Annotated in this window: 27 protein-coding genes; 18 read left to right on the forward strand and 9 right to left on the reverse strand. The window is 32.8% G+C overall.

What is annotated here, in order from left to right; all coding sequences use genetic code 11:
* Positions 1-66 precede the first annotated feature (66 nt).
* The 3 genes from B8963_RS05770 (at position 67) to B8963_RS05780 (ending at position 2,451) form a co-directional block, all read left to right on the forward strand.
* On the forward strand, positions 67-372 hold the full coding sequence (locus B8963_RS05770; protein ID WP_084060445.1) for a hypothetical protein: 306 nt from the start codon (positions 67-69) through the stop codon (positions 370-372).
* 279 nt (positions 373-651) lie between these two features.
* Positions 652-954, forward strand: coding sequence for a PepSY-like domain-containing protein (locus tag B8963_RS05775; protein ID WP_084060446.1), 303 nt, complete (start codon positions 652-654; stop codon positions 952-954).
* Between the two features lie 150 nt (positions 955-1,104).
* On the forward strand, positions 1,105-2,451 hold the full coding sequence (locus B8963_RS05780) for a sigma-54-dependent transcriptional regulator (RefSeq protein WP_084060447.1): 1,347 nt from the start codon (positions 1,105-1,107) through the stop codon (positions 2,449-2,451).
* Here the strand turns inward: B8963_RS05780 and B8963_RS05785 are convergent.
* Positions 2,433-4,934 carry a hybrid sensor histidine kinase/response regulator gene (locus B8963_RS05785; RefSeq protein WP_084060448.1) on the reverse strand — a complete coding sequence of 834 codons (2,502 nt, stop codon included), beginning with the start codon at positions 4,932-4,934 and terminating at the stop codon, positions 2,433-2,435. The genes B8963_RS05780 and B8963_RS05785 overlap by 19 nt on opposite strands.
* 520 nt (positions 4,935-5,454) lie before the next feature.
* Here B8963_RS05785 and B8963_RS05790 point away from each other — a divergent pair.
* From B8963_RS05790 to B8963_RS05800, 3 genes are all read left to right on the forward strand, one after another.
* The gene (locus tag B8963_RS05790) at positions 5,455-7,647 is read left to right on the forward strand and encodes a TonB-dependent receptor (RefSeq protein ID WP_143312476.1); all 2,193 of its coding nucleotides are present in this window, start codon (positions 5,455-5,457) and stop codon (positions 7,645-7,647) included.
* A gap of 106 nt (positions 7,648-7,753) precedes the next feature.
* Positions 7,754-8,728, forward strand: a complete 975-nt coding sequence (locus B8963_RS05795; RefSeq protein ID WP_084060449.1) for a Gfo/Idh/MocA family protein — start codon at positions 7,754-7,756, stop codon at positions 8,726-8,728.
* An 11-nt stretch (positions 8,729-8,739) separates the two neighbouring features.
* Positions 8,740-9,204: an SRPBCC family protein gene (locus tag B8963_RS05800; protein ID WP_084060450.1), complete on the forward strand. Its 465-nt coding sequence runs from the start codon at positions 8,740-8,742 to the stop codon at positions 9,202-9,204.
* 35 nt (positions 9,205-9,239) lie between these two features.
* Here the strand turns inward: B8963_RS05800 and B8963_RS05805 are convergent, their stop codons facing one another.
* Positions 9,240-9,689: a Rieske (2Fe-2S) protein gene (locus B8963_RS05805; protein WP_084060451.1), complete on the reverse strand. Its 450-nt coding sequence runs from the start codon at positions 9,687-9,689 to the stop codon at positions 9,240-9,242.
* Positions 9,690-9,801: 112 nt separating this feature from the next.
* Between B8963_RS05805 and greA the strand changes: the two genes are divergently transcribed.
* The 3 genes from greA (at position 9,802) to B8963_RS05820 (ending at position 11,192) form a co-directional block, all read left to right on the forward strand.
* A complete protein-coding gene (gene greA, locus B8963_RS05810) occupies positions 9,802-10,275 on the forward strand; it encodes a transcription elongation factor GreA (protein ID WP_084060452.1) in 474 nt (157 codons plus the stop codon).
* 72 nt (positions 10,276-10,347) lie between these two features.
* On the forward strand, positions 10,348-10,779 hold the full coding sequence (locus B8963_RS05815; protein WP_084060453.1) for a BLUF domain-containing protein: 432 nt from the start codon (positions 10,348-10,350) through the stop codon (positions 10,777-10,779).
* Between the two features lie 17 nt (positions 10,780-10,796).
* Positions 10,797-11,192: an HIT family protein gene (locus B8963_RS05820; RefSeq protein WP_084060454.1), complete on the forward strand. Its 396-nt coding sequence runs from the start codon at positions 10,797-10,799 to the stop codon at positions 11,190-11,192.
* Here the strand turns inward: B8963_RS05820 and B8963_RS05825 are convergent.
* Positions 11,189-11,542: a hypothetical protein gene (locus B8963_RS05825; protein ID WP_084060455.1), complete on the reverse strand. Its 354-nt coding sequence runs from the start codon at positions 11,540-11,542 to the stop codon at positions 11,189-11,191. The genes B8963_RS05820 and B8963_RS05825 overlap by 4 nt on opposite strands.
* Before the next feature lie 3 nt (positions 11,543-11,545).
* Positions 11,546-12,694 carry a sensor histidine kinase gene (locus tag B8963_RS05830; RefSeq protein WP_084060456.1) on the reverse strand — a complete coding sequence of 383 codons (1,149 nt, stop codon included), beginning with the start codon at positions 12,692-12,694 and terminating at the stop codon, positions 11,546-11,548.
* Between the two features lie 98 nt (positions 12,695-12,792).
* On the opposite strand from B8963_RS05830, the gene B8963_RS05835 reads away from it, so the two are divergent.
* The 3 genes from B8963_RS05835 (at position 12,793) to aat (ending at position 14,805) form a co-directional block, all read left to right on the forward strand.
* On the forward strand, positions 12,793-13,692 hold the full coding sequence (locus B8963_RS05835) for a flavin reductase family protein (RefSeq protein ID WP_234989612.1): 900 nt from the start codon (positions 12,793-12,795) through the stop codon (positions 13,690-13,692).
* A 6-nt stretch (positions 13,693-13,698) separates the two neighbouring features.
* Positions 13,699-14,079, forward strand: a complete 381-nt coding sequence (locus B8963_RS05840; protein ID WP_084060457.1) for a DUF3127 domain-containing protein — start codon at positions 13,699-13,701, stop codon at positions 14,077-14,079.
* Between the two features lie 84 nt (positions 14,080-14,163).
* Positions 14,164-14,805, forward strand: a complete 642-nt coding sequence (gene aat / locus B8963_RS05845; RefSeq protein ID WP_084060458.1) for a leucyl/phenylalanyl-tRNA--protein transferase — start codon at positions 14,164-14,166, stop codon at positions 14,803-14,805.
* Here aat and B8963_RS05850 read toward each other — a convergent pair.
* From B8963_RS05850 to B8963_RS05865, 4 genes are all read right to left on the reverse strand, one after another.
* Positions 14,788-15,471: a DUF2490 domain-containing protein gene (locus B8963_RS05850; RefSeq protein WP_234989613.1), complete on the reverse strand. Its 684-nt coding sequence runs from the start codon at positions 15,469-15,471 to the stop codon at positions 14,788-14,790. The genes aat and B8963_RS05850 overlap by 18 nt on opposite strands.
* A complete protein-coding gene (locus B8963_RS05855; protein WP_084060460.1) occupies positions 15,458-16,033 on the reverse strand; it encodes a hypothetical protein in 576 nt (191 codons plus the stop codon). The genes B8963_RS05850 and B8963_RS05855 overlap by 14 nt, the downstream gene beginning before the upstream one ends.
* Positions 16,023-16,586, reverse strand: a complete 564-nt coding sequence (locus B8963_RS05860) for a DNA-3-methyladenine glycosylase I (protein ID WP_084060461.1) — start codon at positions 16,584-16,586, stop codon at positions 16,023-16,025. The genes B8963_RS05855 and B8963_RS05860 overlap by 11 nt, the downstream gene beginning before the upstream one ends.
* A gap of 66 nt (positions 16,587-16,652) precedes the next feature.
* Complete coding sequence (locus B8963_RS05865) at positions 16,653-17,021, reverse strand: hypothetical protein (protein ID WP_084060462.1); 369 nt, start codon at positions 17,019-17,021, stop codon at positions 16,653-16,655.
* Positions 17,022-17,165: 144 nt separating this feature from the next.
* Here B8963_RS05865 and B8963_RS05870 point away from each other — a divergent pair, with 144 nt between their 5' ends.
* The 6 genes from B8963_RS05870 (at position 17,166) to B8963_RS05895 (ending at position 23,891) form a co-directional block, all read left to right on the forward strand.
* Positions 17,166-17,846 (forward strand): TetR/AcrR family transcriptional regulator, encoded by a 681-nt coding sequence (locus B8963_RS05870; protein WP_084060463.1) that lies wholly within the window; start codon positions 17,166-17,168, stop codon positions 17,844-17,846.
* A complete protein-coding gene (locus B8963_RS05875) occupies positions 17,846-19,513 on the forward strand; it encodes a peptidase domain-containing ABC transporter (protein ID WP_084060464.1) in 1,668 nt (555 codons plus the stop codon). Before B8963_RS05870 ends, B8963_RS05875 begins: the two co-directional genes overlap by 1 nt.
* A gap of 8 nt (positions 19,514-19,521) precedes the next feature.
* Entirely contained in the window at positions 19,522-20,871 is a 1,350-nt protein-coding gene (locus B8963_RS05880) for an HlyD family secretion protein (RefSeq protein WP_084060465.1), read from the forward strand.
* On the forward strand, positions 20,871-22,274 hold the full coding sequence (locus B8963_RS05885) for a TolC family protein (protein WP_084060466.1): 1,404 nt from the start codon (positions 20,871-20,873) through the stop codon (positions 22,272-22,274). Before B8963_RS05880 ends, B8963_RS05885 begins: the two co-directional genes overlap by 1 nt.
* Before the next feature lie 35 nt (positions 22,275-22,309).
* Positions 22,310-23,170, forward strand: a complete 861-nt coding sequence (locus tag B8963_RS05890) for a YitT family protein (RefSeq protein ID WP_084060467.1) — start codon at positions 22,310-22,312, stop codon at positions 23,168-23,170.
* 85 nt (positions 23,171-23,255) lie between these two features.
* Positions 23,256-23,891, forward strand: coding sequence for a thioredoxin family protein (locus B8963_RS05895; protein ID WP_084060468.1), 636 nt, complete (start codon positions 23,256-23,258; stop codon positions 23,889-23,891).
* On the opposite strand, the gene B8963_RS05900 is transcribed toward B8963_RS05895, so the two are convergent.
* Entirely contained in the window at positions 23,868-24,542 is a 675-nt protein-coding gene (locus tag B8963_RS05900) for a hypothetical protein (protein WP_317043695.1), read from the reverse strand. The genes B8963_RS05895 and B8963_RS05900 overlap by 24 nt on opposite strands.
* Between the last annotated feature and the right edge of the window lie 33 nt (positions 24,543-24,575).

Genomic DNA, 24,575 nt, shown 5'->3' on the forward strand with positions numbered 1-24,575 from the left:
TGGCATTATTCTTTCTGTATACTAATCGAGTTTAAAAATAAATGTTGAATAATAAAATTGATAAAGATGAAAAAGTTAGTATTTGCAACAGCACTGGCCATAGGTAGTTTAGGAACAATTACCGCAACGGCAACAACACCAATTTTCCATGATGGGATTATGGAGGGAATCTTTGCTCAAGATTTTACAGAAATAAAAATAGCAGAACTTCCTGAGGCAGTAACAAAAGCTCTTGAAAAAGATTTTCCTGGAGCTGCCATTACCAAAGCCTATGTAAACGAGGAGTCTCAATATAAATTAGAAGTTACACAAGAGAACGGTAAAACTTTAGAATTACACGCCGATGCAGAAGGCAATTGGTTAGAAATGTAAGAGTTTGGTTAGAGTAGATTAAGTTAGTTAGTTTGGTTATAAAAAGGTTGCTTCGGCAACCTTTTTTAGTTTTAATTGTTATTGCTTTGAAACACATAAAGTGTAAATAAATTACACAATTCCATAAAAAATTATACAATTATACACAGTACTAAAAATCAGAAATACTTTTTAATAAATTGAAAATCAAATACTTGTGTTTAAAATTGAGAAATAGTAGTTCATGGCATTATTATTTCAGTATACCTAACAAGTTTAATAATTAAAAAAATAAATATCATGAAAAAATTAATTCTAGCATCCGTATTTACATTCGTTGGTTTAACTGCATTTGCTCAAGAGAGCGAGATGGCCATGGCAGCTTCAGAAGTTGTTGAAACCACTCAAGATGGGTTTTCAGAAATTACTATGGATAACTTGCCTGAAGCGGTTAGTGCTGCAGTAAGCAAAAGTTATCCATCAGCAACCATAGATAAGGCATATGTAAATGATAAGAACCAATATAAACTTGAAGTTTCTTTAGAAGATGGAACTTCAGGCACGCTTTATGCTGATGAAAAAGGGAATTGGATCGAATTATAGTAAACCCAATGTTCTTATTTGTATCAAGTTGGTTTAATTGAAAAGGAGTTGCATTAAATGCAACTCCTTTCTTTTTATGATAACTTTAAAACAATGTAGCCGTCTTATCGTAGTATTTTTAACGTAAGTATAGACTAGAATACTACTGATATGTCTAAAATTTTAATTATTGAAGATGATGCTGCCTTTGGTCAAATGCTGCAAAAGTTTTTAACCAAAAAGGAATATAAAGTTGCTATTAGTTACAATGCAGAAGATGCTAAACAAAAGTTTAATGACGATAATTTTGATCTTGTACTTACAGATTTAAGATTACCAAACTATGATGGCATTAAACTGTTGGCAGATATAAAAGATATAAATTTTAAAACTCCAGTCATTGTTATGACGGGTTACGCAGAAGTATCTTCGGCGGTACATGCTATGAAAAAAGGTGCTTTTGATTATATATCGAAACCTTTTACTCCTGAGGAAATTGTAATGGTAATTGCCAATGCATTAAAACATAAAGTGGAGTCAAATATTCAAAATGAACCCCAAACAAATAAACCTGATAATTCACCTAAACCTAGCACTAGTTCCATTTCAGGAGTTAGTGAGGCTTCTAAAAAATTACAGGAATACATTAAACTTGTTGCGCCAACTGATATGTCTATTTTAATTACAGGAGAAAGTGGAACAGGAAAAGAGGTGACAGCTAAGGCTATTCATGATCAGAGTAAAAGACATGGACATAATTTTATTGCCGTTGATTGTGGAGCTATCCCTAAAGAGATTGCTACTAGTGAGTTTTTTGGACATATAAAAGGTAGTTTTACTGGCGCTATTGAAGATAAAATTGGACATTTTGAAGCGGCAAACGGAGGAACTCTATTCTTAGATGAAATTGGAAATTTGAGTTACGAAAATCAAATACAATTATTAAGAGCTTTGCAGGAGCGCAAAATAAAACGCGTGGGAAGTACTAAAGAAATAGCTGTTGATCTTAGATTAATTACAGCAACAAATGAAGATTTATCCGAAGCGGTTGCAAATGGTACTTTTAGAGAAGATCTGTACCATAGAATTAATGAATTTTCGATAGAGATACCTTCGTTGCAGGAGCGATTTGAAGACTTATTGTTATTCGCCGATTATTTTCTTGACAAAGCAAATAGTGCTTTAGATAAAGCGGTAAAAGGATTTTCAGATGAGGTAATTTCCATTTTTAGAAAATACCATTGGCCAGGTAATTTAAGAGAATTACAGAATATTATTAAAAGGGCGGTACTGCTAACTCCCGGAACGTTGATTGAAGCTAACGTTTTACCTAAAGAACTTTTTGAGCCAAATAAAAACATTGCTGATGCTAATTTTTCTAAAGATGCTTATGAAAAAGAGCAAATACTCAGGGCGTTAAAAGAAACAAATTTTAATAAATCTAAGGCAGCCAAACTGCTTCAAATAACAAGAAAAACGCTGTATAATAAAATTAGTTTTTACAATTTAGATTTGTAATTATCATTAAGCTCATTGGCAATTAATGCCAACTTAAGTGCGGTTACATTATTTTTAAGGATATTAAATTTAGAGGTTAATTCTTTTAGAGAAATTGTTCCTCTTTGTAAATGCTCAAATTCTTCTAATAATAGAATACAATCTTTTGCTTGTAGTTGTCTAAACATGGATAACATACGGTGCGAAACGGCATTTATCGATTCGAAATTTTCTGCGTTAACAGCTTCGTTAAGTATTTTCATGTTTTCTTCTGTATCACTAAGAAAAGTAAATACAACCTCTTGTAGCCCATTAGTAATATCACCTAAAAAGGAAGAGAGTGTTTCAAGATTGTATAGCGTAGAAGTACTACTTGGCTTTTCAGATATTCCACTAGTATTCATCACAACAACCTCAGGGAATAAATGCGCTAGCTTGTTAAAAAAGTCATTTTTAGAAAAAGGTTTTTGCAGTATCTCTGAAAATCCTTTATCCAAATAATAACTTGGGTTTAAATCTTTTCTTCCCGTCATGGCCAGTATAGGCTGGTTAACGTAATGCGTATAGTTTCCGGTTTTAAAATTTTCCAGAACCTGAAATCCACTAATATTTGGCATTTGAATATCTGTAAGGACTAAATCATACGTAAGATTAGCATTTTTTGCAATTTCATTAAAATTGGTAAATGTAGTGGTGGTTATAGCGTAACTTTCACAAACCTCTTTTAATAGTTTGAGCATAGCAATATCATCATCAATAATTAAAATAGATAATCCAGATTTTATTGGAGCGATTGCTTTTTTAGGTTGACTAATTATTTTTGTTTTACTAATCTTAAACGGAATCACCACTGTAAAAGTGCTGCCTTTTCCTTTTTCACTATCCAAAGAAATGGTACCGTTTAAAAGCTTGGTTAATTTTTTAGAAATGGTTAATCCTAAGCCATAACCTCCATATTTACGTTCTGTATGTTCATCCGCTTGTGTAAATTCCTTGAAAATATCTTCTTGTTTTGATTTTTCTATGCCAATACCAGAATCTATGACTTGTATTTTAGTGGTAATGTTATTGCCATCATTACGCTCTACGGTTGCCTTTATGTTTATAAAACCTTCTTGTGTAAATTTATAGGCGTTGCTAATAAGATTGGTTAATATTTGTCGCACTCTAAAAGGATCGCCAATAACTGCACTTTTTAATTTGTCGTCTATATCTAAAGTAAGCGTTATTGGTTTCTGTTTATTTATTTCCTTCAAACTATGGCTAGTTTCATGTATTAAATCGGATAGCATAAAAGGGATGGCCTCAGTTTTTAGTTTTCCCGCTTCAAGTTTAGAAAAATCCAATAAGTCGTTTACAAGATTATCAACATAAGACGCGGCAGATTTTACATTTTTTAAGTACGCTAATTGCTTAGTATTTAAACTGGTATTTTCCATTAATTCAGAATAACCCGTAATAGTATTTAATGGAGTTCTTAAATCATGACTTACGCTAGAGATAAGTTGTTCTCTACTTTTTAAAAGCGATTCTGAAAATTTCTTTTCTTCCTCTAAATTCTGTCGGTAAGTTTGTACACGCCAATAGTCGCGCGTTATTAAAAAGGTAAAAAAAGCAACAACCATAAAACCCAATAAGGCAGCAATACCAGCAAGTCTTATGCTTTTGTTTAATACATCTTGTCTTTTTATGGTATCTGTATAGGTAGCATTTATTACCTCTTGTTCAAAAGCGGCTATGATGCTTCTTAATTGCTGCGATAAATCTAAATCGTTTTGGTTTATTTCCATTTCTTTCTCGGTTAAAGAAAGTTGATTGGATTTGTCTTTTTCAATGGCTTCTGTCAATATTTTTTTTGACGCGGCTAAGATTGAATCTGCCTTTTTGGGGTCGGAAATAGTATGTTCATCTTGTTTAACATTGGCATTTAAAAGAGCAACCCAATCTTCCAATATTTTTCGTTCATAGCTAGGTAACTTCTCAGGATTTTGATTAAAATCGTAAATAGAGATTTTATCAAAAGAGGCTTCCATTTTTAAAAACTTATTCAAGGCAATGTCTAAGGAGCTATTGGCTTCATTTTTAAGTTTTAACCTTCTTAACTCTTCATTATTATAGGTTTTGCGCTTTAAAAGGTATTGCACGCTGTCTAGCAATTTTAATTGGTACTTGTTATAGATAACTTGTTTTAAAGCATCTATTTCTGCAGAGACCGAGTCAATTTTTTGAGCGTAAGCAGTAAAATTCTCCTTTGTTTTAGATTGCAATGCGAGTTTGGATAAACTTTCTGCTTCGTATAATTGGGTTAGTAGTGATCCTGTTTTAATAAGCTTGGTATCATTTTTTCCAGAAGTGTCAATAGATAAATAACTTTTTATTTCAGAAAGAATAAAAATACTTGAAACTAGTGCCAATGCTCCTAGAATAAAATAACTAAGAACAATACGTAGGGTAAATTTATTTTTCGATTTATTTTTAATCATTCTCTTAGGCATCAATAGCATACATACGTTTTTAATCTACCTAACAGTTGGTAAGGGAATGTTAATTTAGAAAGATATGTAAAACATAAGGATAAAATTGTTTTAGAAACATCAGTAGAAACCAAATAAGTTATGGATGTTTTTTTTCTTCATTTTTCTCTTGTAAATATAAAATGTGATTGTACATTTGCGCCATCTCAAAGGGGTGCTGAATCCAAAGCAGAATTCAAGTAATTATTGAATTTAGTTTACGAAGAAGCTGAGATTATACCCAATGAACCTGGGCAGGTAATGCTGCCAAGGGATGCGTAAATCGCCATTAGGAACTTGTACGGTTTCTTATTTTAATAGCGCTGTTAGAATAAAAACCAAAAATCAATTATTAACAAGAATAATAGCCCCTTTTATTCGTCACTAAATAATAGTACGAATGAAAATGCTTTTTTCAAATTTCAAATTTTTCCCCGTCATTGGGCAGTGGGATGCAAAGCGATTTATTAACAACTATAAGGAAAATCGCTGCAATTCAATTTTTTCTACAATGATCATCTTTATGATGGCAAATGCCGTAATGGCACAAGAGCAACCAACGGATTCTTTAGAAGGCAAAAAGGTGGTCCTAGATGAGGTTTTTGTGTCTGCAATACGGGTTACCAAAGAGTCTCCCGTTACCTTTTCAAATTTATCTAAAGATGATATTGCTCCTAGAAATCTAGGGCAAGACATTCCAATTTTAATGAATTTTTTACCCTCTGTAGTAACAACTTCAGATGCTGGAGCAGGAATTGGTTATACTGGAATTAGGGTTCGTGGAAGCGATGCAACGAGGGTAAATGTCACCATAAATGGCATACCGTATAACGATGCAGAGTCGCAAGGTACATTCTGGGTAAATATGCCCGATTTTGCTTCTTCAGTAGAAAGTCTACAATTGCAAAGAGGAGTAGGAACATCAACCAATGGAGCGGGTGCTTTTGGAGCCAGTTTAAACTTGCTTACTGACGGTTATGCTGATGAAGCCTATGCGCAAATTTCATCATCTATAGGTAGTTTTAATACCTTGCGAAATACGCTTAAGTTTAGTACTGGACTGCTAAATAATCATGTTGAGGTTTCAGGGAGATTGTCTAAAATTAATTCTGATGGGTATATAGATAGAGCAACATCAGATTTAAAATCATATTTTCTGCAAGGGATGTACAAGGATGACAACTCTATTATAAAAGCTCTTGTGTTTGGCGGACATGAAATTACGTATCAAGCTTGGTACGGCACGCCATTAGCCAGAATTAATAATGATGCTCAAGGAATTGAAGATTATATTTCAGAAAACGGACTTTCAGATTCAGATGCAGATAATCTTAGAAATTCTGACCGTAGGTATAATTTTTACACCTATGAAAACGAGGTGGATGATTATCAACAAGATCATGCGCAATTATTATGGAATGAAACTATAAATGATCATTGGCGAACAAACCTTGCTTTTCATTACACTAGAGGTAGTGGTTTTTTTGAACAGTACAGAGCTGATGATGATTTTGACACATACGGTTTTACACCAATAGTTGTTGATGGTGAAGATGTAAATACTACCGATTTAATTAGACGTCGTTGGTTACAAAACCATTTTTATGGGACTGTTTTTTCTGCAAATTATGTAAATGATAAGGTCAATTTTATATTTGGAGGAGGTTGGAACAACTATAAAGGCGATCATTTTGGAGAAGTTATTTGGGCACGTTACGCTAGTAATAGCACTATCCGAGACAGGTATTATGATGACAGTTCTACGAAAACCGATTTTAATTTGTACTCTAAATTAAATTATAAACTAAATGATCAATGGAGTCTTTTTGGAGATCTACAATATAGAACTGTTGGGTATAAAGCAAATGGAGACGATACAGGTTTGGTAGACGATACATTTAATTTCTTTAATCCTAAGGCAGGTTTAACTTTTGATTTGAATACCAATAACAATTTCTATTTTTCATATGCAGTTGCTAATAGAGAACCTAATAGAAATGATTATGAAAGCGGTAATCCAAAACCAGAAAAGTTGAATGACTTTGAATTGGGATGGCGTTACCTTTCGGAGAATGTACAATTGAATACCAATGTGTATTACATGGCTTACAAAGATCAATTAGTGCTTACTGGAGAACTAAATGATGTTGGCGCACCTTTACGCGAAAATGTAGGGGATAGCTACCGATTAGGTTTAGAAATTGATGCTAATATTGCCTTAGGTGAAAAATTTGCACTAAAACCAAATGTAACGCTAAGTACAAATAAGAATAAAGATTTTGTATTTCAAAGAGATGGAGTTTTACAAAATCTTGGAGATACAGAAATTGCTTATTCACCTAGCGTTGTCGCAGGAGGAGCTTTTGTTTATATGCCTCAAGAAAATGTCCAATTAGCGATTTTTGGAAAACATGTTGGAGAGCAATACATGGGAAATATAGATGCAAATAGTTCCAAACTGGCTGCCTATACACAATTCGATTTTAATGTAAAATACCAGATCAACACCAATTCGTTTGTAAAGAGTATTGTATTGTCGGGCTTAGTAAATAATATTTTTAATACGCTTTACGAATCTAATGGTTACTTTTTTACCTATGACGATACCTGGTCTGCGCCAGGGGTAACCACTACTATTGAAGGAGCGGGTTATTATCCACAAGCAGGAACAAATTTCTTAATTGGAGCCACAGTAAATTTTTAAGGTTCTAAGTTTTATTTTCATTAAAGGGAGTTTCAGTTGTTCTGAAACTCCTTTTTTATTTAGCTTTCTATTATATTTACTAGAGATAATTAGTTATTAAAAAATTATGGAATATAGTAGTCCATTAAAATGGGGAATTATTGGTTGTGGTGCAGTTACCGAAGTAAAAAGTGGACCTCCTTACCAACAAACACTAGGTTTTAAATTGGAAGCAGTTATGCGAAGAGATTTGGATAAAGCCAAAGATTTTGCAGAAAGGCATGGCGTTCCAAAGTATTATTCAGAAGTTGAACAACTTATAAACGACCCCTCTATTGATGCTATTTATATTGCAACCCCACCAGATACCCATAAATTATATGGATTAATGGTAGCTAAAGCAGGAAAGCCTTGTTGCATAGAAAAACCCTTGGCACCAACATACGCAGACGGAGTAGAAATAGTGGAGGCATTTAAAAGCAATAATATTCCCTTGTTTGTAGCCTATTACAGGCGTTCATTACCTCGATTTTTACAAGTTGAAAAATGGATTAAAGAGAATGAAATAGGTGAGGTAAGACACATAAACTGGACGCTTACTAAACCTGTTAATGAAACCGATTTAAGTGGAGCGTACAATTGGCGTACAGATGCTAAAATTGCTCCTGGAGGATATTTTGATGACTTGGCAAGTCATGGTTTAGATTTGTTTGGGTATTTATTAGGAGATTTTGAAAAGGTGGCAGGTATTAGCGCTAATCAGCAAGGTTTATATACGGCAAAGGACACTATTACCTCATGTTGGATTCATAAAAATGGAATTACAGGAACTGGAAGTTGGAATTTTGGAGGTTTTAAAAGAGAAGATATTGTAGAAATTTATGGAAGTCAAGGAAAAATAAGTTTCTCCGTTTTTGAAGAAAATGATATTGTGCTTGAAAATTCTAAAGGCAAACAAAATTTATTTATTGAGCACCCAAAACACGTGCAACAATATCATGTAGAAAATTTAAAACGAGATTTGTTAGATGGAATTCCGCATCCATCAAGGGGAGAATCCGCGTTACATGCTAATTGGGTAATGAGTGAAATTTTGAAATAAAGGAAAATTGAATGCCCAAAATTGAATTACTTATAGAAATTGATGCTCCAATTAAAAGGGTATTCGACTTGGCAAGAAGTATAGATTTGCACATGCTATCAACATCGCATACCAATGAAAAGGCTATTGCAGGGAAAACTTCTGGGCTTATTGGATTGGGAGAATGGGTTACTTGGCGAGCAAAACATTTAGGTTTTTATCAATCAATAACGTCAAAAATTACTGCGTTTCAAGCTCCAAATTATTTTTCTGATGAAATGGTTTCCGGCATTTTTAAATCTTTCAAACATGAACATCTATTTAAAGAGAATAACGGCATCACTATAATGACAGACGTTTTTTATTACGTTGCACCATATGGCATTCTTGGAAATTTGGCAGATGTTATTTTTTTAAAAAGATATATGACCTCATTTTTAATGAAAAAAAACAGCAAACTCAAAGAAGTCGCAGAATTAAACAGTCTTAAAAATTAAAAGCTATCGAAATATACATTTCTACCAAATAATAATTAATTCGTTATTGAAACAATATTTCCGCTAGCAGAAACCCTGTATTCTAGCATGCTATAATATTTGGCACCTCCTTCAGGAGGATTTAATAACTGCCCGGTAAACAATGAATAGTTATATTCTTCACACGAACAGGTAACAGTGTTTTGGCTATTATCTAAAGTCATGGTCGAACAATTATTAGGAGTGTGGTTTGGGCAACTAGCTTCAAAAGCCCTATAGCCAGCAAAGGCTGCTTGTGTTTTTATCACAAAAATACCTCGCGTTCCAGCTTGATTGCCATCTATATAAATTGCGCTGCCCTCATTGGTTAATGAGCTATATAGGGGTAGGTTGGTATTAATATCAAACCTAAAGCCAAATTCTTGTAAATACGGATTTCTAGTGGTGCTATTAGTATCGCAAGCAAAAACTAAAACCAATAAAATAAGCCCTAAAATTTTGTTCATAGCATCAGATCATTTTAAGATTTGTCCAACAAAGTTGAACAAAAAAAACGTATATTTGTCTTAAATCCTCTATAAAAAAGAGGATTTTCCTATTTTACAAAACGCTTAAATTATGAGTACAACATCATATTATACACCTGAGGGATTAAAAAAACTAAGAGACGAGCTAAATCAACTTAAAGATGTAGAGCGCCCTAAAGCCTCTAGAGCTATTGCAGAAGCACGTGATAAAGGCGATTTATCTGAAAATGCAGAGTATGATGCAGCTAAAGAAGCACAAGGACTTTTAGAATTGCGTATTTCTAAATTAGAAGAAACCTATGCCAATGCACGTTTAATTGACGAGTCACAATTAGATACTTCAAAAGTATTGGTGCTTTCCACCGTAAAGCTAAAAAACCAGAACAATGGTGCTGAAATGAAATATACCCTTGTTGCCGAAAGTGAAGCTGATTTAAAAACAGGGAAAATATCTGTTAATTCCCCAATCGGGAAAGGATTATTGGGTAAAAAAGTTGGTGATACTGCTGAGATTACAATCCCCAATGGCACTCTTAAATTAGAAATATTAGAAATTACTAGATAGTAAGTAAATTATAGTACTTAATATTTAAAGTATAATTATTTTTTATATTTTCTTTTTTTTAAATTTTTATTAATGTTTGAGCTCTCTTATAAATCTAAAGCTATAGATACAATTATTGAAAAAGATATAGTTGAAATTTTGAATAGTGCTCAAGAGTTTAATAGTGAAAATAATATTACAGGTTGTTTAGTTTTTTATGAGAACTCTTTTATACAAATATTAGAAGGCGAAAAGAGTGTTGTGAAACAGATTTTTGCCAAAATTTGTCAAGATTCACGCCATGAAAATATTCGTGTTTTGGCTGAGGGCGATAAGGATATTAGATTTTTCCCTAATTGGAACATGGCTTATACAAGCATCAATAAAGATAAATGTAAAAGCGATGATGTTTTAAGCTACGCCAATAACCTTTTATTATTATCAGAGTTTATAGAAAAACCAACAACTACCTTAAAAATGTTTTGGGCAGGAATTAATAGATTAATTGTTAACCCAGCATTTTAAATATTAATAAATTAAGTATGGCTAGTATTTTTACAAAAATTATAAGTGGTGAAATTCCTTGTTATAAAATAGCTGAAAACGATGATTTTTTTGCTTTTCTAGATATAAATCCTAATGCTAAAGGCCATACCCTTTGTATACCTAAAAAAGAAGTAAATAAAATTATGGACTTAGATGAGGAAACTTATTTAGGTTTAATGGCATTTTCTAGAAAAATTGGTAGAGCTTTGGAAAAAGCAGTAGCATGTAAGCGCGTTGGAATGACAGTAATTGGTCTTGAAGTGCCACATGTTCATGTGCATTTAATCCCTTTAAATGATATGAAAGATGCTACCTTTCAGCAAAAAGTTGCTTTTACAGATGTAGAATTTAAAGCTATTGCCGAAAGTATTAAAGCGGAGCTTTTATATTAAAACAAACCGCTTTCTAAATATAAGAATACACCGATTGCAATTAAAACAATTGCCGATAGTATTAAAATATACACCAGTTTTGTAAACTTTACAGATGCCTTTTTAGGCACCACCATTTTTTGGTAATATTCATAAACACGCTCAATATCTGGTGTCCATTTTACCGGATAAATCTCGGATAAACATTTTTTACATTTAATTACAGAGCTCACTTCTTTAGTGGTCTTGTGTACAAATTTGCCGTAAGAATGTTTTTGATAGAAAGATATTTCAAGTCCTTGATTAAAACATTCCGGACAGTTGTTTGTTAAATCTGCTTCCTTAATAACCTCCAATTTTATCTGCGCCATAATCTAAGAATTCAATTTAAAAGACATCTTCATGATTGTTCCTTCTTTACTAGAAGAGAGAACTTTTATTTTTCCTTTGTGGTATTCTTCTACAATTCGTTTTACTAGGGATAAGCCTAATCCCCATCCTCTTTTTTTAGAGGTTACCCCTGGGTTAAAAATAGTATTAAAATTGCGTTTTAAAATGCCATGGCCTGTGTCAGATACTAAAATTATGGCATTATTTCCTTCTTTTAAAATTTCTATGCTAATACTTCCTTTTCCACGCATGGCATCAATTCCATTTTTAACTAAATTCTCAATCGTCCATTGGTATAACGATTTGTTGAGTAACACCGGTAAACTAGCTACTTTACTATCAAAAGAAAAAAGAATTAATTTAGAGCTTCTAAGTTTTAGGTAATCAAAAGCATTTTTGGTTTCAACAACAATATCCAGCGGTTCAAGAATTGGTAAGGATCCAATTTTAGAAAATCTTTCGGTTATAGTTTCTAATCGTGCAATGTCTTTTTCTATTTCACTGGTAATATTCGGATTAATATTTTCTGCTTTTAACAGTTCATTCCATCCAAGTAATGAGGTTAATGGGGTACCAATTTGATGCGCAGTTTCTTTTGCCATTCCAGCCCAAAGTTTATTCTGTTCTGAAGATTTGTTGGTTTTAAAAAAGAAATATATAACGGCGCCAAATAAAAATATAATTAGTAATAAGGCAATGGGGTAATATTTTAGTTTATTTAAAACTTCAGAATTCCCATAATATAGTGTAGCGAGTTCTTCTCCTTTATGATTTATTTTTATTGGGGTATTCTCTCCTTCGAACTGCTTAATTTTGCGTTGCACCAATACCGTGTCGGATGCAGCCTCTTTTGGCATATTACTTACTTTAACAACGCCATCTCGGTTTACAAGAATCATTGGCGTAGAAGTGTTTTTTTGAAAAATTTTCAAAGGTAAATTTCCTGGATCTGCACCTTCAGGAAGCGATTCTAATTCCACCAATGCACTCGCCCAAATCTCTACTTTATTGCGCTCTTCTTCTTTAAATTTTTTAAAAAAACTATTAGTATTCCATAAAATTAGACTCACAATTACAAATGATGCCACTTGTAGAATTATGGTAGTAGTTTTCTTTTCGGGATTAAAGTTCATCCAAACATTGGGTTAATAATTCTTACAATATAACGCATTTTGTCAAAAGATATTCTATCTAATTGTCATGAGCTATTTTTCATTTTCGAGACTAATTTATGTACTTTTGCATTACTATGCGAGAAATGATTTCTGTTCTGCCTAATGAACTTACAACGGCTAATTTACACGGCTATCTTTTAGGTGCTGTTGGTCCTAGACCTATTGCATTTGCCAGTACTTTAAATGAAAATGGAAAGCCCAATCTTTCTCCCTTTAGTTTTTTTAATGTTTTTAGCTCAAATCCTCCAATTTTAATTTTTTCGCCGGCACGTAGAGTTCGTGATAACACTACAAAGCATACACTTGATAACGTTTTAAAAACTAAAGAAGTGGTGATTAATGTGGTAAATTATGCCATGGTTCAACAAATGTCATTATCAAGTACGGAGTATCCTGAAGGTGAAAACGAGTTTAAAAAGGCAGGATTAACTATGGTGAAATCTGATGTGGTTAAACCGTATAGAGTAGGTGAATCTCCTGTTCAGTTTGAGTGTAAGGTTACTAAAGTGGAAGCTTTAGGAAAAGAAGGCGGCGCTGGAAATTTGATTTTTTCTGAAGTAGTAAAAATTCATGTAGATAAATCTATTTTGGATGCTAATGGAAGTATTGATCAGCATAAGATAGATTTAGTGGCACGAATGGGTGGTAATTGGTACAGTAGGGCTAATTCTGGACTTTTTGAGGTGCCAAAGCCACTTTCTAGTTTAGGGATAGGTGTTGATGTTATTCCCGAAGAAATACGTTTAAGTACCATTCTTACGGGTAATGATTTAGGGATGTTAGGCAATATTGAAAAAATACCAACTGCAAGTGAAGTTGCAGAGTTTATAAATACAAACATGGAGCTAAGAGCATTACTGAGCGCCGACGATAAAAAACAATTACATAAAAGAGCACAAGAATATTTACATAAAAATGACGTACTTTCCGCCTGGAAAGTATTATTATCAAATTAAGAGAAAATGGAAGTACAAGGTAAAGTAAAAATGGTTGGCGAAACCCAAACTTTTGGAAATAACGGATTTAGAAAAAGAGAGATTGTTGTAACTACAGAAGAGCAGTATCCACAGCATATAATGGTAGAATTTGTTCAGGATAAATGCGATTTATTGAACAATGTAAGTGTTGGGCAACCAGTAAAAATAGGAATAAATTTAAGAGGTAGAGAATGGGTTAATCCACAAGGAGAAACTAAATATTTTAACTCTATACAAGGTTGGAGAATTGAATCTGTGCAAGCAGAAAGCAATGCGAGTGCTGGAATACCACCAGTGCCACCAATGAATGCTTTTGAACCAGCCGACGATTTAAATGAAGATGATCACGACGATTTGCCATTTTAATTAAACAAATGAACGTATATAAAAAGACCTGTTTAGTGCTGCTAAAGAGGTCTTTTTGTATGTATAAAACACTAAGGTATTCCTATGATTTTTCTTTCTGATGATTTAATTTTTCCTTCAGTAGAAAGTGCAAATACAGAAGGCTTGTTGGCAGTGGGAGGAGATTTATCTTCTGAACGTTTAATGCTTGCCTATGAAAGTGGTATTTTTCCTTGGTTTAATGAGGGCGAGTTAATTTTATGGTGGAGTCCTGACCCCAGAATGGTATTGTTTCCAGATGCTGTCAAAATTTCTAAAAGCATGCGTAAAATACTTAACGGAAATAGATTTACGCTTACAAAGAATGCCAATTTTGAATTTGTTCTAGAGTGCTGCTCTAAAATAAAAAGAGCAGGTCAAGAGGGCACTTGGATTACAGCAGATATGAAAAAAGCGTATTTGAAACTACACGAAAAAGGATTAGCTCATTCCTATGAGGTTTGGGAGAATAACGCTATCGTAGGGGGTTTATATGGTGTAGATTTGGGACATGTTTTTTGCGGAGAAAGCATGTTTAGTTTGGTTAGTAATGCTTCAAAATTTGCCTTTATTAATTTAGCTAAGGAGTTATCAGCTAAAAACTACAAACTAATAGATTGCCAAGTATATACCGAACATTTAGAAAGTTTAGGTGCCGTAGAAATTTCTAGATGTGAGTTTATGACTATTTTAAAGCGAAAAGATTAAAGAAGAATTTAAAAACAATACATGCTCCAATTGGTTGGTGTAATCTTCTAATCTATACTCGAGTCCTATTTGCAACTTAGAAACCTCACTTAATTTATAACCTATCTGAGTGGAAAAACGCTGGTCATAACTTGGCGTATTTGCTTTAGCTACGCTGAGTAAACTCTCAGTTGAAGATATTAAATATGCTTCACCGATATCTAATTTATCTCCTTGCAATGGTAAATCCACAGCAAATCTATACCTGAATCTAAAAACAGTTTGAGAAGGTTGTAATCGCTGTTCGCTTCTAAATCTATGTCCAAAGCGAATTTTGTTTGGTTTGCTTGTAAAATTATATTGTTGAATAAATCTAAGTTCGTTGGTCTTATCTGGTTCAAAATTGGATCTAAAACGGTATTGAATTCCTAGAGAAATACTTTTATTGCTGCTTATTTTTAGTTCAGAAAAATGACTTAGATCTATTTGTCTGGTTTTAAATAAATAGGCTTCTTCGTTATAGATATAGTTTCTATTAGAGATAGAAAAATTATGTAAGTAGTTAGTAGCTGCTTCGTAATTTAATGCCACAGAAGGTTCAAAATAGCCAATAAGATTCTTTTGAGCCAATAGGGTTATAGTAAAGAAAAAGGTAATTATAACCAGTAGTTTTCTAATAAAGCACATGGTCATAATTTGGTGGAAGCGATTTTCTACTGCTCACAAAATCGCCTTCCGCGTTAAATAGTATTTCAAATTCTTGATAGGATTTATTCTTTTTTCCATCAACAATTAATTCGTAGTTCAGTGAAGGTATCATTAAGTTTTGGAAGGCATTTTTTAAGGTTGCATCCACAGAATTTTCTACAACATATTGCTGTTGTATTTTCCGAATTTTATAAGATGAAAAATTACTTGTTAAATACAACTGAATATTCTCGTAACTATCATTAGGCAAATCAATGGCTTTAATAGTAATTTCAATGTCTTCTAAATTACCATCTTCAGAAAATTCTATGCTATACCATAAACGATCTTTTTTAAATTTAGCTTCAAAACTAGTCGTAGCACTATCTATTTCTTTATAATATTTTATGCGTTTGGCATTTGTTAGTTTGCTTTCAATTAGTTCAAAAGCTTTACTGGGAAAATCGGATTTTTTAATACGGAATTCGCGCTCGTATTTTACCTGAGCAGAAATAGTAAATACCCCAAAAAATAAGAATGGCAAAATAAAATTAAACTTCATGATATCTAAAACAATTTAATTCGTGATCATTTACCATTCCAGTAGCTTGCATGTGTGCATAGATAACTGTGCTTCCTACAAATTTAAATCCTCTTTTTTTTAAATCTTTGCTAATGGTGTCTGAATGCGGTGTGTTACCAGGAGCATCTTTGTAATTTGTAACTTTATTTTTAATGGGCTTATGATTTACATAAGCCCATATATAGTCACTAAAACTTCCAAATTCTTTTTGAATTTTTATAAATTCTTGAGCATTGGTTACGGTAGCACGCACTTTTAGTTTGTTTCTAATAATTCCTTCGTCCTGCAGTAATTCTTGAATTTTATCCTCGCCGTAAGTGGCAATTTTATGATAATTAAATTGGTCAAATGCTTTTTTAAAATTTTCTCTCTTGCGTAGAATAGTAATCCAACTAAGTCCAGCCTGAAAGGTTTCTAGAATCAAAAATTCAAATAATTTATCATCATCTTTAAGAGGTACTCCCCATTCTTGATCATGATAGGTTTCGTATAAAGCATCTCCTTTACACCAGCCACATCGTTGTTTTTCCATCTAAATTAAATTTAACCGAAAATAGTTAAAATTTTACTTCTTCGGCTACATTAGATGCTACTTTGATTATGACGATTTAGAAATTGTCAAAAGCTCTTTTGCTTCTAATGCTTTCTCTAAATGAGCTTCAACTGAAGGGAAAAATCTAAAGAATGGTTTGCCGTCATGCCTTTTTAAAGTAACCATTGTTTTATAGTTAGAGTCTGTTGTTATGCTAGTAACAACAAGTTTAAGCCCATTTAGACGTTTAAAGTCTGCGATTGCTCCTCTTTTAAAAATATGATTTTTTCTTGGAAATTTTATGTGATTGTAATGATCACCATGGGTTTCTGATATTAAAAACATATCACCAATTTTTACCTCGTTTGCATTGTCTTGGCCATAAGTAATTGCCGACGAAAATGCGACTAACAAAAAAATAAATAAATGTTTCATAATTTAAAATATTTATAGTTCACGATGTCGAAGATATATAAATTACGGATATTGAATAGTTATACTTTCGTTAAAATTTGTTAAACTATTAGAGTATAATAGTAATACTATTATATTTGCATGCGATGTTTAAAAATGTAAAAAATGGATAGGCTATTACAAACAGTAAAAATTATTATTAACGACAACATATATCTTAAGGATCCGGAGTCTTCGGATTTAGGCAAAAAGATAATTCAGCATAGTATTTTAATGATTGATGAAATAGGCTTTGATAAGTTTACTTTTAAAAAATTAGGTGATACTATTGGGTCTAACGAAAGTTCTATTTACCGTTATTTCGAAAACAAACATAAACTGTTGTTATACTTGGCTTCGTGGTATTGGGGGTGGTTAGAATATCAATTAGTTTTTTCAACAAATAGCATTAGTGATCCTAAAGAAAAAATAACCAAGGCTATTGGAGTTATTACAAAAACAATAGAAGAGGATTCGCATTTTTCACATATTAATGAAGTACTTTTAAGTAAAATTGTGATTAATGAGTACTCTAAGTCGTATTTAACCAAAGAGGTAGACGAGGAGAACAAGAATGGCTACTTCATTATTTATAAACGATTAGTATCACGAATATCAGAAATGATAAAAGCTGTTAACGAAGAGTATAGGTTTGCTTCAAGTTTAGCAAGTACCGTTTTGGAAGGTTCATTACATCAATTTTTCTTGAAAGAACATTTTCCCACACTTACAGATTGTCATGATGACAAAACACCAACTATTTATTATACAGAATTAGTGTTGAATACCATACAAACTAAAAAATAATGGCTAAAAACGTTCTTACCGCATGGCAACGCCTAATAGGCTTGTTAAAATTAGATAAACGCGATATTTTACAAACCTTTTATTATGCCATATTTGCCGGGTTTGTAAATTTAACTTTGCCCTTAGGAATACAGGCTATAATAAATTTAATACAAGGAGCTCAAATAAGTTCTTCTTGGATAATTCTTGTGGTTTTAGTTACAGGTGGAGTGGCATTTGGAGGTCTTTTGCAATTAATGCAAATAAGGATTATAGAGAATGTACAGCAAAAAATATTCACTAGAGCTTCTTTTGAATTTGCCTACCGATTTCCAAAAATTAAAATGAGTGAATTGCGGGATTATTATCCTCCTGAGTTGGCCAATCGATTTTTTGACACCCTTAATGTTCAAAAATCGTTGTCGAAGGCGTTATTAGATTTTCCTGCGGCACTTTTGCAAATAATTTTCGGTCTATTATTACTATCATTTTACCATCCCTTTTTTATCGTATATGGAATAATGCTACTGCTTTTAATTTATGTGGTTTTTAAGTTTACGGCTAGACGAGGATTAGAAACTAGCTTGCAGGAGTCTAAATACAAATATAAAGTTGCCCACTGGATTCAAGAGGTGGCTCGTGCACTTGTAAGTTTTAAATTGTCCGGTAAAACAAGTCATGCTTTGAATAAAAACGATTTGCTCGTTGCAGAATATTTAGAGGCAAGAGAAAGTCATTTTAGAATCTTGGTGATACAATTTATTCAAATGATTGGTTTCAAGGTGCTGGTTACTGCGGGGCTATTAGTTATAGGCGGATTGTTGGTGTTAAATCAAGAGATGAATATTGGGCAGTTTGTGGCTGCAGAAATTATAATTCTTTTAGTGATAACCTCTGTTGAAAAATTAATTCGTGGGTTGGAAACAGTTTATGATTTACTAACCTCGCTTGAAAAATTAGGTCAAGTTGTAGATAAGGAACTGGAGCCTCAAGACGGAGAAACGCCACTGAACGATGCGATGGATTTAACCGTAGAGGTATCAGCAGTTAGTTATAAGCCTCAAGGAGCCAAAATTAAAGTATTAGATGATATTTCATTAACCATTTCGCCTAAGTCAACCACATTAATTATGGGTACAAATGGCTCGGGTAAAACTACTTTATTGCGACTTATATCTGGCTTAGTGGCACCATCTCAGGGTACAATATATATTAATAATGTATCGCTAGAAAATATTTATCCAAACCATTATAGATCATTCATCGGACAATCTTTAACTGAGGAGAGTCCGTTTGAAGGAACCATATTAAATAACATCACTTTTGGAGATTCAACAATTTCTGAGAAAGATTTATACTGGGCTATAGAAAAAGTACGATTAACAAAATTCGTAAAGCAACAACCCAAAGGAATACATACCATGTTATTTCCTGAAGGGCAACAAATACCTTTTAATGTAGCGAAGAAAATTGTACTTGCAAGAGCAATAGTCCGCAAACCAAAACTTTTAATTTTAAAAGAACCATTAGATCAATTGGATGAAATAGAAGCTTTGGAAATAATGGATTTTCTTGTAGAAAAAACAAATCCATGGTCTGTACTTATTGTTAGTCATGATGAAAAATGGCTAAAAAGAGTAGATCACATAATAACCCTAGAAGATGGGAAAATTGTTAGTAAAAAATAAGACTAGTTATGCTAAATATTTCGAATAATGTGTTGAATAAAAAAGTAGACTTATCTGTTTACAAATCTACGCAACGTGTGTTTCATAAAAGACACTACAAATATTTTAATGGATTCTTAATGGGGTCGGCCATATTTTTCATTGTTGTATTATTCTTACCGTGGACTCAGAATGTGCGTGGAAAGGGTGCTTTAACCACATTAAAACCTGATCAGCGTCCGCAAACAATACAGTCACCTATACCTGGTAGAATAGAAAAATGGTATGTGCAAGAAGGAGATTTTGTTAACAAAGGCGATACCATTCTTTTCATATCAGATATAAAAAACGAGTATTTTGATCCTAAATTAGTGGAGCGTACAGGTGATCAAATACAAGCCAAAGAAATGTCTGTTGTTTCCTATGAAGGCAAAGTAAAAGCGCTAAATAATCAGATCGCTGCTTTGGCAACGGAACGAACTCTAAAGTTGGAACAAGCAAAAAATAAATTGCTTCAATCTAAACTTAAGGTAAAAAGTGATAGTATAGATTATATAGCATCCAAAACCAATTTAGATATTGCGGAACGCCAGTTTAAGCGTACAGAACAATTGCAAGAAGAAGGTTTAAAGGCGGTTACTGATGTTGAAGAAAAAAGACTAAAACTGCAAGAAACCCAAGCCAAATTAATAGCGCAAGAGAATAAATTACTCACCAGTAGAAATGACATTCTGAATGCTACTATGGAAATTAATAGAATTCAGGCAGAATATACCGATAAAATTTCTAAAGCACAAAGCGATATGTATACGGCGCAATCAGGACAATATGATTCACGTGCGCAGGTAACAAAATTAGAAAATCAGTATACCAATTACGAAATGCGTAATAGCATGTACTATATAAAAGCACCACAAAGCGGATATGTAAATAAAGTGTTGCAGGCGGGTATTGGAGAAACTTTTAAAGAAGGCGACAAACTCGTGGGAATTATGCCTGAAACCTATGATAAGGCAGTGGAAATTTATATTACGCCACTAGACTTACCACTAATGCATAAAGGTGAAAAAGCTAGAATCCAGTTTGATGGTTGGCCTGCTATTGTTTTTAGTGGATGGCCAAACGCATCTTATGGAACGTATAGTGGAGTAATAATTGCTATTGAAACCTTTATAAGTCCTAATGGAAAATATAGAGTTTTATTAGCACAGGATCCTGATGATAAACCTTGGCCAGAACAATTGCGAGTAGGTTCTGGAGCAAATGCAATTGCACTTTTAGAAGATGTGCCTATTTGGTATGAGCTTTGGAGACAGTTAAATGGTTTCCCACCTAATTATTATCAACCTGAGACAACAATAAATAAGGATAAAAAGTAATGAAGAATTTTCTTTTTTGTGGTTTCCTATTTTTTAGTTTTGCCCTTAATGCACAAGAATTAGATGCTTCGGTATTAAATTTTAAGGAGTATTTGGGTTATGTTAAAAAATACCATCCTATTGCCAAACAGGCAGAATTAACATTGGAAGTAGGTCAGGCTAATCTTCTAAAGTCTAGAGGTGGTTTCGATCCTAAAATCGAAGTAGATTATAATACCAAGCAATTTAAAGGAACGGAATATTACGACAAACTAAATGCAACATTCAAAATTCCTACCTGGTACGGTATTGACCTTAAGGCAGCATTTGAACAAAATGAAGGAGTTTATTTAAACCCTGAAGCTACAGTGCCAGAAGATGGTTTGTTTAATGCTGGAATTAGCATGGCATTAGGCCAAGGACTTTGGATAAATGATAGAATGGCCACGTTAAAGAAGGCCAAATATTTTAGAGACCAATCTAAAGTAGACCGAGATATTTTGGTGAATCAAATACTATTTGAAGCTACAAAAGCGTATTTTGATTGGTTACAGGCTTATAATGATAGTAAAATCTTTGATGATTTTTTAAGCAATGCAGAAATTCGCCTTGAAGGTATAAAAACAAGTGCCTATACAGGTCAAATAGCTGCTATTGATACTGTAGAAGCTACAATTACTGTACAAGATAGAGCTCTTAATTTAGAGCAAGCAAAAGTGCTTTTAATGCAAAAAAAATTAGAATTATCTAACTTCTTATGGCTTAATGGTAATATTCCAATAGAATTACAAGACCATATGATTCCTGATATAAATGTGCAACAAGAAATTGATGCTACATTAGAAATAGAAGGGATACCTTTAGATAGTTTCACTATTGAAAATCATCCTAAATTAAAATCTCTTAATTATAAATTTCAAGGATTGCGGGTAGATAAAAATTTAAAGGCTAATAAATTATTGCCAAAAATAGCCTTAGAATATAACTTTTTAACAGAAACTCCAGAATTAATAAATTCAATACAAACCGACTATTACAAAGGGGGTATTAGTGTGCAATTACCTTTGTTTTTACGCAAAGAAAGGGGAGACTTAAAATTGGCTAAATTTAAGTTGCAAGATGCGCAATATGAAATTGATAATGCACAAATTGAAATTAAGAATAAAATTGTTAGCCTTTATCGCGAGTTAGATTCCTTTGAAAAACAAAACGTTCTAATTAATGATATGGTACAGAATTACGAAACACTTTTAATAGCAGAGGAGCGTAAGTTTAGTTTTGGAGAGAGTTCATTGTTTTTAATCAATTCTAGAGAAAATAAATTAATTGAATCAAAATTGAAACAAAATCTGGTACAGAATAAATTCTTAACAACAAAGGCCAAATTATTTAATAGCTTAGCTGTAAATCCAGAGAATCTATAATAGGTAAATGAAATTTGCGCTAAAATGAATATGAAATGCAGGGAATAGACTATAAACTGATATTAAAAGATTTATTTTTCATTGTCTCCGGTATTTTTGCGGCAGCTTTTGGTCTGGAGAGTTTTTTATTTCCAAATAGTTTTATAGATGGTGGTGCGACGGGTATTTCATTACTTATTGCAGAAACCACTAATATTCCCTTATACCTAATTATAATTATTATAAATATTCCTTTTGTTTTTTTAGGATATAAGGTAATTGGAAAATACTTTGCCCTAAAGACGGCCTTAGCAATATTAGGACTTGCTATAGTTTTATCAACTATTCATTTTCCTGAAATAACGCAAGACAAACTTTTAGTCGCTGTTTTCGGAGGATTTTTTTTAGGCGCAGGCATTGGCTTATCCGTTAGAGGAGGTAGTGTATTAGATGGCACTGAAGTGTTAGCTATTTTTTTAAGTAGAAAACTTGGAACTACTATAGGCGATATTATAATATTAATTAATATTTTGGTTTTTATTGCCGCAGCAATAATGCTATCAATAGAAACTGCATTATATTCAATGTTGACTTATTTGGCGGCTTCTAAAACATTAGATTTTGCAATTGAAGGTATTGAAGAGTATACAGGCGTTACTATAATTTCAGACTCTAATGAACAAATTAGACAAATGATTATCGAAAAATTGGGAAGAGGGCTAACAATTTACAAAGCAAAAGGTGGTTTTGGAAAAAAGGGATTACATAACGAATATGATGTTATTTATACTGTAATTACACGCCTCGAAATACGTAAACTTAATATTGAAATCAATAAAATTGATCCCAACGCTTTTGTTGTTATGGGAAAAATCAATGATACCAGAGGAGGAATGATTAAAAAGCGCCATCTGTAAGTTTTCTAGCATATTTTCTACAAACATGATGAAACTCAGTTTTTAAGTAGAATTGAGCCATTATTTTTGTTCTAAATAAAACAGCATGAATACTATTGAAGTTACTAAAAATACAGATGAAATTGCCCTAGCCATTAAAAACAGTTTATTTAAATCTATGACCTATGGTGACTATAGAAATTTAGTTGCCAATCTTGTAGCAAATAGTAAATCTACTGGAGAAGTGCAAAATGGTGATTTGGCAAAGTATACAATGCTTAATCATAAACGTATGCAACGTTTAGATAAAACACTTGAATTTTCTGAAAGTGTTATTGCAAAAATTAAAAAAATAGACAAAAAAATGACTTGGCTTGTGCTTACAGAAAGTTGGTGCGGAGATGCTGCTCAAACTATGCCAGTCATGAATAAATTAGCAAGTTTCAACGAGAATATAGCTTTTAAAGTGGTACTGCGTGACGAGAATTTAGACCTGATGAATCACTTCCTATATAACGGAACATTATCTATACCAAAATTAATTATTCTTGATGCAGAAACAAATAATGTAATTGCGGATTGGGGTCCAAGACCAGCCATTGCCACGAAAATGGTGCAAGATTTTAAAAAAGAATTTGGCGCTTTAACACCACAGTTTAAACAAAACCTACAAATGTGGTATACAAAAGATAAGGGGCAAAGTACAGCAGAGGATATTTTATCGTGCCTTCTCTTGAAATAGATAAGTTATCGTGCCTTTTTGACTTAGCTTTGTGGCGCTATTAAATTTAGACTTTAAAGCATATTCAATAGCATTATCTATTAAACAGCCATTCTGAGTTGTAGAGCTATTTTTATTAAAATCTGCCTCTACCACATTCCCTTGGCCATCTACTAGAATGTTAATTACAATTTTACCACCTTCTATACAAGTGTAGATAGGTACAGGCAAACTGTAATGTGTTCTTTCTATTAAAGAATAAGAAATAGAAGTTCTTCGTTTCGCTAAATTATTAGTAGGTACATCCTTTTTAGCATCGCGTTCACCTAAAAGTTGTTTAGCTTCGTCGCGTTTCTTTTTAAGCTCTTTTAAATGAGCCGCATATTCACCAGAATCAGAAGATAATAGCTCGTTAGGGTTATCACTTTCAGAACTACTTTCCGCTTCTTCCATTAATTCATCGAGTGTTTTTAATGGTTCTGGATTGCCATAACTAGCTTTTGCAGTTTCGTTATAAGCCATATGGCTTTTAATAGATTCAGCAGCTCGTTGTTCTTGTAATTCTTTTTGCTCTTCTTCTTCTAAAAGTTCTTCTGGTATGTCTTCGATCATAGCCAACTCAATAACATACTCCTCTTTCTCCTTAGAGCCTAAATGTATGTTGTATAACATCAACACTACATTTGACATGGCAAAGACAGTTAT

The organism is Cellulophaga tyrosinoxydans, from assembly GCF_900176415.1.
In the GTDB taxonomy this organism is placed as follows: domain Bacteria; phylum Bacteroidota; class Bacteroidia; order Flavobacteriales; family Flavobacteriaceae; genus Cellulophaga; species Cellulophaga tyrosinoxydans.

What these genes read in the sequence shown, in the direction of transcription:
- B8963_RS05770 (WP_084060445.1), top strand. Translation starts at nt 67, where the DNA reads ATGAAAAAGTTAGTATTTGCAACAGCACTGGCCATAGGTAGTTTAGGA.
- B8963_RS05775 (WP_084060446.1), top strand. Translation starts at nt 652, where the DNA reads ATGAAAAAATTAATTCTAGCATCCGTATTTACATTCGTTGGTTTAACT.
- B8963_RS05780 (WP_084060447.1), top strand. Translation starts at nt 1,105, where the DNA reads ATGTCTAAAATTTTAATTATTGAAGATGATGCTGCCTTTGGTCAAATG.
- B8963_RS05785 (WP_084060448.1), bottom strand. Translation starts at nt 4,934, where the DNA reads ATGCTATTGATGCCTAAGAGAATGATTAAAAATAAATCGAAAAATAAA.
- B8963_RS05790 (WP_143312476.1), top strand. Translation starts at nt 5,455, where the DNA reads ATGATCATCTTTATGATGGCAAATGCCGTAATGGCACAAGAGCAACCA.
- B8963_RS05795 (WP_084060449.1), top strand. Translation starts at nt 7,754, where the DNA reads ATGGAATATAGTAGTCCATTAAAATGGGGAATTATTGGTTGTGGTGCA.
- B8963_RS05800 (WP_084060450.1), top strand. Translation starts at nt 8,740, where the DNA reads ATGCCCAAAATTGAATTACTTATAGAAATTGATGCTCCAATTAAAAGG.
- B8963_RS05805 (WP_084060451.1), bottom strand. Translation starts at nt 9,689, where the DNA reads ATGAACAAAATTTTAGGGCTTATTTTATTGGTTTTAGTTTTTGCTTGC.
- greA (WP_084060452.1), top strand. Translation starts at nt 9,802, where the DNA reads ATGAGTACAACATCATATTATACACCTGAGGGATTAAAAAAACTAAGA.
- B8963_RS05815 (WP_084060453.1), top strand. Translation starts at nt 10,348, where the DNA reads ATGTTTGAGCTCTCTTATAAATCTAAAGCTATAGATACAATTATTGAA.
- B8963_RS05820 (WP_084060454.1), top strand. Translation starts at nt 10,797, where the DNA reads ATGGCTAGTATTTTTACAAAAATTATAAGTGGTGAAATTCCTTGTTAT.
- B8963_RS05825 (WP_084060455.1), bottom strand. Translation starts at nt 11,542, where the DNA reads ATGGCGCAGATAAAATTGGAGGTTATTAAGGAAGCAGATTTAACAAAC.
- B8963_RS05830 (WP_084060456.1), bottom strand. Translation starts at nt 12,694, where the DNA reads ATGAACTTTAATCCCGAAAAGAAAACTACTACCATAATTCTACAAGTG.
- B8963_RS05835 (WP_234989612.1), top strand. Translation starts at nt 12,793, where the DNA reads ATGTACTTTTGCATTACTATGCGAGAAATGATTTCTGTTCTGCCTAAT.
- B8963_RS05840 (WP_084060457.1), top strand. Translation starts at nt 13,699, where the DNA reads ATGGAAGTACAAGGTAAAGTAAAAATGGTTGGCGAAACCCAAACTTTT.
- aat (WP_084060458.1), top strand. Translation starts at nt 14,164, where the DNA reads ATGATTTTTCTTTCTGATGATTTAATTTTTCCTTCAGTAGAAAGTGCA.
- B8963_RS05850 (WP_234989613.1), bottom strand. Translation starts at nt 15,471, where the DNA reads ATGTGCTTTATTAGAAAACTACTGGTTATAATTACCTTTTTCTTTACT.
- B8963_RS05855 (WP_084060460.1), bottom strand. Translation starts at nt 16,033, where the DNA reads ATGAAGTTTAATTTTATTTTGCCATTCTTATTTTTTGGGGTATTTACT.
- B8963_RS05860 (WP_084060461.1), bottom strand. Translation starts at nt 16,586, where the DNA reads ATGGAAAAACAACGATGTGGCTGGTGTAAAGGAGATGCTTTATACGAA.
- B8963_RS05865 (WP_084060462.1), bottom strand. Translation starts at nt 17,021, where the DNA reads ATGAAACATTTATTTATTTTTTTGTTAGTCGCATTTTCGTCGGCAATT.
- B8963_RS05870 (WP_084060463.1), top strand. Translation starts at nt 17,166, where the DNA reads ATGGATAGGCTATTACAAACAGTAAAAATTATTATTAACGACAACATA.
- B8963_RS05875 (WP_084060464.1), top strand. Translation starts at nt 17,846, where the DNA reads ATGGCTAAAAACGTTCTTACCGCATGGCAACGCCTAATAGGCTTGTTA.
- B8963_RS05880 (WP_084060465.1), top strand. Translation starts at nt 19,522, where the DNA reads ATGCTAAATATTTCGAATAATGTGTTGAATAAAAAAGTAGACTTATCT.
- B8963_RS05885 (WP_084060466.1), top strand. Translation starts at nt 20,871, where the DNA reads ATGAAGAATTTTCTTTTTTGTGGTTTCCTATTTTTTAGTTTTGCCCTT.
- B8963_RS05890 (WP_084060467.1), top strand. Translation starts at nt 22,310, where the DNA reads ATGCAGGGAATAGACTATAAACTGATATTAAAAGATTTATTTTTCATT.
- B8963_RS05895 (WP_084060468.1), top strand. Translation starts at nt 23,256, where the DNA reads ATGAATACTATTGAAGTTACTAAAAATACAGATGAAATTGCCCTAGCC.
- B8963_RS05900 (WP_317043695.1), bottom strand. Translation starts at nt 24,542, where the DNA reads ATGTTATACAACATACATTTAGGCTCTAAGGAGAAAGAGGAGTATGTT.